The organism is Lactobacillus amylolyticus DSM 11664, from assembly GCF_000178475.1.
GTDB lineage: Bacteria > Bacillota > Bacilli > Lactobacillales > Lactobacillaceae > Lactobacillus > Lactobacillus amylolyticus.
The window spans coordinates 1-1,549 of the sequence record NZ_ADNY01000059.1; the positions used below are offsets into that span (position 1 = coordinate 1).

Here is a 1,549-nt window from a genome sequence, read left to right on the forward strand (position 1 = left end):
GATAGATTTATTCGTTTTGGCTACGATTGGTTCGAAAACTTATGCAAAAAGCACGGAACTGAAATAATTGTTTTGAATAATATCGACACTAGTCCAGATAAAGAACTAGTTAATGATCTTATTAGCATAATTCATGTGTTTTCATGCAGACTATATGGCTTAAGAAAATACAAGAAAAAGATTAGAAGTGAGTACTTAAATGACGATCAAGACACAAGTAGTGAAGCTAAAAGTTAATAAGACCATGCAAAAGCAGCTTGATGCTTTGTGCGACTATCGGCGATACTGCTGGAATAAAGGCTTAGAAACTTGGCAATTAATGTATGAAGCTCATACACTAAACAAAAAAGATAATCCCAGTCCTAACGAATGCAGAGTCCGTGATGAACTAGTTGCAAATAAAGCCGACTGGCAATATGATTTGTCTGCCAGATGTTTACAATTAGCGATTAAAGACTTAGCTAATGCTTGGAAGAACTTCTTTGATAAGTCACAACCTGATTGGGGAATACCTAGTTTTAAATCAAAGAAAGCTCCCAGACAAGGCTTTAAAACTGATAGGGCTAAGATTGTTAATGGCAGGCTTCGCCTTGACCGCCCAAGAAGCATTTCAAAAGACTCTTGGCATGACCTATCAAGCTATGAAGTTTTAAAGATGAGTGAAGTCAAAGTAGTAAGTATCTTCAAAGAAAAAGGAGCTTATTATGCGGCTTTGCCTTATGAAGAAGAGATTTCAAGTAAGGCTAAAACTTATCAAAAGACAGCAGTTGATGTCAATGTGGGTCACTTTGATTACACAGATGGCAAAATTAATGTTTTGCCTGCTAAATTGCAAAAGCTTTATAAGCGTATTAAGCATTATCAAAGAATGCTGGCACGTAAAAGAGAAGTTAACGGTAAGTTAGCTACAAAATCAAATAATTACTTTGCAGTGAGAACCAAATTGCAAAGAGATTATCGCAAGGTAGCTAATATCCAAAATGATCTTTTGCAGCAGTTCACTACTAAGCTTGTAGATAATTACGACCAAATTGTAATTGAAGACTTAGCAGTAAAGCAAATGATGATGACCCATGTAGCTTCCAAAGGAATGCAGAGATCGCTGTTTAGTAGATTTAGGCAGATATTAACTTATAAGTGTAATTGGTATGGCAAAGAATTGATCTTGGCTGATAAAACATACCCATCAACTCAAAGATGTGCTGCGTGCGGTTATGTCAAAAAAGGCGATGAAAAGATCACTTTGCAGGGCAATAAAAAGCATGGTACCAAACATAATGAGTATATCTGTTATGAGTGTGGCTACAAGAATGATCGAGATGAAAATGCGGTTTTAAATCTTTTAGCTTTGGCAAAATAAAAAAGATAAATGATAAAGGGACTGGCTAGGCCCTTAAGCTGTAAGAGCTAGTCAATGTGATTACTCCTATTTGGAATATCAGAATACTAGTGAAGACGACAGTAAATGAAACAAAGAAAGGAAAAATATATCTTTCTGATATGTAGAAAATTTGTATTCTTCTACATATTTCCATGTTTTATATAGCAG

Annotated in this window: 1 protein-coding gene and 1 pseudogene; both read left to right on the forward strand. The window is 35.2% G+C overall.

What is annotated here, in order from left to right:
- Window positions 1-237, forward strand: a pseudogene (locus HMPREF0493_RS08865) (recombinase family protein); the annotation flags it as partial.
- Entirely contained in the window at window positions 200-1,360 is a 1,161-nt protein-coding gene (locus HMPREF0493_RS06820; RefSeq protein ID WP_006352586.1) for an RNA-guided endonuclease InsQ/TnpB family protein, read from the forward strand. The pseudogene HMPREF0493_RS08865 and the gene HMPREF0493_RS06820, both read left to right, overlap by 38 nt.
- Window positions 1,361-1,549: the final 189 nt, after the last annotated feature.